This is a genomic window from Wolbachia endosymbiont of Drosophila bicornuta (genome assembly GCF_028982105.1).
Lineage (GTDB): Bacteria > Pseudomonadota > Alphaproteobacteria > Rickettsiales > Anaplasmataceae > Wolbachia > Wolbachia pipientis.
This window is the reverse complement of record NZ_JAPQLF010000070.1, coordinates 1-4990: the sequence shown is the minus strand read 5'-3', so window position 1 is coordinate 4990 and position 4990 is coordinate 1. Positions and strand designations below refer to the sequence as shown.

Here is a 4990-nt window from a genome sequence, read left to right as displayed (position 1 = left end):
CAGAAACGCGCCACGACGACCAAGTGGATAGTACCGTGCAATATTTGCAGTGGGTGAGAAACAGTACCTCCAGGGTTGCAGCTATACGAGCATTGTGATTTGAGTCTACCAGTACTGGGATGACAGCTAGGAGACAACCATTATCCCGCTACTTATTAGCGGGATCTAGAGATACCGCGAATGAATCGCGGTATGACGGTTCGTGGTGGTATGACAGTTCGTGGCGGTATGACGGTTCGCGGCAGCATGACGATAAGCTCGTCATCCCGCTACGTGTTAGCGGGATCTATGCTAAAAGATACCACGGCGGTATGACGTAGAACTGCCGCTTGTTAGCTGATGAGATACCGCGAATGAATCGCGGTATGACGGTTCGCGGCGGCATGACAATAAGCTCGTCATTCCGCTACTCGTTAGCGGAATCTATGCTGAGATATCGCGGCGGTATGACGTAGGGAAACCTTTCTTGGGTTAGCTATATCAATAGCATTGCTTTAAAAAGAGTGCCCATATTTTCAGTCAACCTTAAGAATTCACTAAAGATCCTATTCTTTTGTTCATCACTTGCGCTTTTCATTAAAGCCTGGGTTCTTTCTTTTATGCCAAAAAGATATAAAAATTCCCTTTGAGTTAAAATCTCGCAATCTACGTGTTTTAATGAATCTTTTAATGCTTGAAAGTTTACAAGTGCGGTAATATCACTATTACCAACATTCTTAAGAAAATTAGCATACTTATGTTGTTTTATCGATTGCAAAGTGCTCTTATATGAGGGGTATACATAACCGTAATCTACAATCAAAGCAGCTCCTTTATTATTATATATTTTCTTCTCAAGTTTTTTTAATATTTCAACCCCAACTGAACATATTTCCACCACTGCACCATTAAAAAATTTTCCATTTGTCATCTGAGTAGCTGACACTGGAATCCATGATTCTTTTTTTCTGGATTCCAGTGTCACGCACTGGCATGACACCAAGAGACTGCCATCATCTTGTTTTGTCACCATATTTTCATACCACCCCTCATCATGATATACAAACTGATCTATCGGAAGAGCGTCAAAGAACTCATTTGCTAAAAAAATGGTTGGTTGTTCTGGTAGGTTGTCAATATTTTTGTGCCAATTAACATCTAAGCTTTTTAATTTTTCCTTTTGTATCTTCCGTAAAGTAGGGCTTATTTCAACTAAGTGGATCAACATTGAATTAAAAAAGCTGCTGTATTTTTTAGTGACTCTTATTATATCGTGAATGAGTGTTCCTTTGCCTGGCCCAAGTTCAACTAGAGAAAATTTTGATGGCTTTCCTAATTTTTCCCATGTATGCATTATCCAAACTGCAATTACTTCACCAAATAATTGGCTGATCTCAGGTGCGGTAGTAAAATCACCATCCTTACCAAGCGGTAATTTACTTGTATAATAGCCGTATTTTTCATGGTACAAAACGGCATTCATGAAATCACTGATGGATATTGATCCTTGACTTTTGTCAATTAATTCGTGTATATAAGTGAGCATGTTATTAATAAATGTTTAACTATAGCGTGCCATAATATAAAATAGTAGAGTATTTATATATATAGTATACACTTAAGTTTGTGAGTAATAGTGCTTCAGTTATGGACGACAAAAACACCGATTATGTTGCCCTTATAGCTCAAGATGATAGTATTGAATACAAATTTGAAGAAGCTGTCAATTTTATAGAAAACAAGGTTATAAATGCTGATGGGCTAACTTTAGCGGAAGTGTTTCAAGTGCTAGTTCAAATGCTAAATGGTGATCTAGAATTGGTAAAAAAAGTACTAGCATGTGCTAATATTATGGCAAAGCATGGAATGAAGGTAGCAAAAGAGTCGCAATTAAGCAGAGCTGATGTTCGCCGAGCTTTGGAAGGTAGAGAAAGTTTTGTCAATAGACAAGATTTTATAAAGAAACCACCTCTTCCACCTGCTATAAAATCGACCAAAAAGAAAAGTAGAGGTCTTTAGATGGCTGAATCTATAAAAAAATTTACTGTACAATGTGACTTCAAAGGGCAAAGTTCACCTTTTGCAATATATATAGGAAATCCAAAAAGTGATGCTCATCCAATTCATCATCAAGATTCCTGGCTTGTAAAAGAACGTGGAGGGAATATTCCTAATAAAGTAAAAGAAAGTCTACAAAAATTATATAAACTATCTCAAGAAAATGGAGTCTCTTTTTCAGAGTTATGCGCGTATGCCATTACTGTGGTTAGTAATAATGATAAAAAAAGTGACGACAAGGAGTAAGATAGTTTAATCCCTCAATATTTCATTTATAGAGATTTTCGATCTCGTCTTTTCATCCACTTTTTTTACTATGACTGCACAATAGGTTGAAATATTATTTTTAGATGGAATAGACCCTGGTACCACTACAGAATAAGGTGGCACTTCGCCGTAAAATACCTTGCTAGTTTCTCTATCAATAATCTTTGTTGATGCCCCAATAAACACGCCTATGCCAAGGACTGATCCTTCTCTCACTACCACACCCTCGGCCACTTCGCTACGTGCTCCAATAAAGCAATTATCTTCTATAATGACAGGTGAAGCTTGAATAGGCTCAAGAACTCCACCTATTCCCACTCCACCGGAAATATGACAGTTTTTTCCTATTTGCGCACAGCTACCAATCGTTGACCAGGTATCTATCATTGTTCCTGAATCAACATATGCACCAACGTTGATAAAACTTGGCATTAGAACAACATTTGTACCTATATAAGCAGATCGGCGAACAAAACACCCAGGAACTGCTCTAATTTTTAACCGGCGAAATTTCCCCTCATTCCATTCACTAAACTTGTTACCGATCTTATCAAACCAGCAATTGGTATTGTCTATTATTTTGCTTTCTTCAGTGAGAAAATGTAATAATATTGCTTGCTTTATCCACTTATGTACTACCCATTCTCCACTTGATAGCTTTTCTGCTACTCTAATTTTGCCACTATCAAGGAGCTCAATTACCTCTTTAATTGCTATTCTTGCTGTTTTCTTTAGATTACAGTCATTAAATTTTTCTCTATTTTTCCAAATATCTTTTATCTCACTCTGTGTTTTTTTTAGTTGCAAACCTTCCATTTGTTATATATATATTGATGTTAAATTTGTGGCTCGTATCATTTGGGCTTGTTACTACTTATACGTAAGTGCTATGAAAATACAATGTAATAGTTGTACTAAAGCTTACTTAGTATCTCCTAAGCAAATAGGTGCATCTGGAAGAAAGGTAAAATGTACGAACTGCAATCACATATGGCATGAATATCTAGAAGAAGTGTCAAACAAATTGCACTCTGCTAATATACAGGAAAAAAAAGTTAGTGGAAGGAATTTTTTACAAAATCTAGCATTTACCACTCTAGCTTTTGCAACAGCTACAGGGTTATGCGTCGTAATTGCTAACGGCATCTTTCCTAGAGAGATGAACAAAGCATACAAAACGATCAGTTTATACAAGGATTCAATAAGCTATAAATTAGGGTACAAAAAAGAACAAACAGAAAGTCCAAATGTAAAAAAACTTGCTGTAAATAAGTTTTATCAAGACTACCTTTTTTTATCTAATTTAAGATCTAGTTAAATAGGCATACCGATATCGGTCTCTAGCTACTCAGATGGTGCTTAGGGTGACAGAGTTTTAAAAATAAGTTATTTTTTAGCAAAAAAGGCAGCTCATGAGTATTAAAATTGCACCTTCTATACTTTCAGCAGATTTTGCAAAATTAGGGGAAGAAGTAAGAAAAATTAGCGATTTAGGTGTAGATTACATACACATAGACGTTATGGATGGGAATTTCGTTCCAAATATTACAATTGGTCCTAGCGTTGTGTCTGCAATACGTAAATATAGCAATCTTCCTTTTGATGTGCATTTAATGGTCAAATCTCCTGGTAACCACATTGAAAGCTTTATAAATGCTGGTGCTGATATTATCACTGTACATGCAGAAGCAGAGATACACCTTGAGAGGTTGATAAGAAAGATAAAGTCATACAAAAATGTAAACGACGAAAAAAAACCGATTCAAGTTGGAGTTTCAATTGTTCCTTCAACTTCCCCAAGTGTGCTTGAATATATAATACATGAGCTAGATATTGTGCTGATTATGACAGTCAACCCTGGCTTTGGAGGGCAGGAATTTATTCATTCACAGTTGAACAAGATATCTACTATAAAAAAAATGATACAGGAGCGTAATCTTAAAACACAAATTTCAGTAGATGGTGGAATTAACTTTTCTAACGCAGCTGATATAATAAAAGCAGGTGCTGATATTTTAGTTGCGGGATCGGCGATATTCAAGGCTGAAGATATTAAGAAGGCCGTAAACGATCTTAAAAATCTATTGTTGTGACCCTATATAGCTAAAGTGGCTTAGGTTTACCTACAATTTGAAAAACAACAAATGCGTCATTCCGCTACTCGTTAGCGGAATCTATGCTGAGATACCGCGGCGGTATGAAGTAAAAAACCTTTCTTGGGTTGTATCCGTTCAGCTAAGCGGTGTGAGAGATGATAGATAAGAGGTTTTGGAAAGCCCATTTGTTTCCATATCAAGTATAGCCTTTCTTATAATAGTCCGAATGCGATAAGATATGTGTTTATGGCTATAGCAGGCCAGTAGCATATTACGGTCTGTTCGGATTATTGTAAAAAGAGCTATATAATGAAATTATCCGTTCAAGTTCCCCGCTTCGATTGGGTAAAATATGAATTTTTGCGATAAACGACATAATGCCGTATTTGCCGTTCAGCATGGTTATTTGTCAGCGGAATATTTTCTGGGTCATCTAAAAATTTCCACATCATTCTTTCAGATTTCAAAATATTTTTTGCAACTCGAGAAGCTCCAATTGCTTCAGGTAAAAGGCTTCAAGTAATATAGCACTTCTCGCAATAGTCCGAATAGGATAAGATATGTGCTTATGGCTATGGTAGAGCAGTAGC

At 36.5% G+C, this 4990-nt stretch carries 7 protein-coding genes and 1 pseudogene; 4 read left to right on the top strand and 4 right to left on the bottom strand.

Going from position 1 to position 4990, the window contains the following annotated elements:
- Nucleotides 1-475: 475 nt before the first annotated feature.
- The gene (locus OZD68_RS01680) at nt 476-1525 is read right to left on the bottom strand and encodes a class I SAM-dependent methyltransferase (RefSeq protein ID WP_182309490.1); all 1050 of its coding nucleotides are present in this window, start codon (nt 1523-1525) and stop codon (nt 476-478) included.
- A 101-nt stretch (nt 1526-1626) separates the two neighbouring features.
- Between OZD68_RS01680 and OZD68_RS01675 the strand changes: the two genes are divergently transcribed.
- Both OZD68_RS01675 and OZD68_RS01670 read left to right on the top strand, forming a co-directional pair.
- Nucleotides 1627-1998, top strand: coding sequence for a hypothetical protein (locus OZD68_RS01675; RefSeq protein ID WP_220468132.1), 372 nt, complete (start codon nt 1627-1629; stop codon nt 1996-1998).
- A complete protein-coding gene (locus OZD68_RS01670; protein WP_010962783.1) occupies nt 1999-2283 on the top strand; it encodes a DUF2610 domain-containing protein in 285 nt (94 codons plus the stop codon).
- 6 nt (nt 2284-2289) lie between these two features.
- Here the strand turns inward: OZD68_RS01670 and dapD are convergent, their stop codons facing one another.
- On the bottom strand, nt 2290-3120 hold the full coding sequence (gene dapD / locus OZD68_RS01665) for a 2,3,4,5-tetrahydropyridine-2,6-dicarboxylate N-succinyltransferase (RefSeq protein ID WP_182309492.1): 831 nt from the start codon (nt 3118-3120) through the stop codon (nt 2290-2292).
- A 28-nt stretch (nt 3121-3148) separates the two neighbouring features.
- Here dapD and OZD68_RS01660 point away from each other — a divergent pair, with 28 nt between their 5' ends.
- Together OZD68_RS01660 and rpe are read left to right on the top strand one after the other, a co-directional pair.
- The gene (locus OZD68_RS01660; RefSeq protein WP_275008833.1) at nt 3149-3622 is read left to right on the top strand and encodes a zinc-ribbon domain-containing protein; all 474 of its coding nucleotides are present in this window, start codon (nt 3149-3151) and stop codon (nt 3620-3622) included.
- 94 nt (nt 3623-3716) lie between these two features.
- The gene (gene rpe, locus OZD68_RS01655; protein ID WP_182309494.1) at nt 3717-4397 is read left to right on the top strand and encodes a ribulose-phosphate 3-epimerase; all 681 of its coding nucleotides are present in this window, start codon (nt 3717-3719) and stop codon (nt 4395-4397) included.
- 138 nt (nt 4398-4535) lie between these two features.
- Here the strand turns inward: rpe and OZD68_RS01650 are convergent, their stop codons facing one another.
- Entirely contained in the window at nt 4536-4670 is a 135-nt protein-coding gene (locus OZD68_RS01650) for a hypothetical protein (protein ID WP_259366026.1), read from the bottom strand.
- A 1-nt stretch (nt 4671) separates the two neighbouring features.
- Nucleotides 4672-4915, bottom strand: a pseudogene (locus OZD68_RS01645) (IS66 family transposase); the annotation flags it as partial.
- Nucleotides 4916-4990 lie beyond the last annotated feature (75 nt).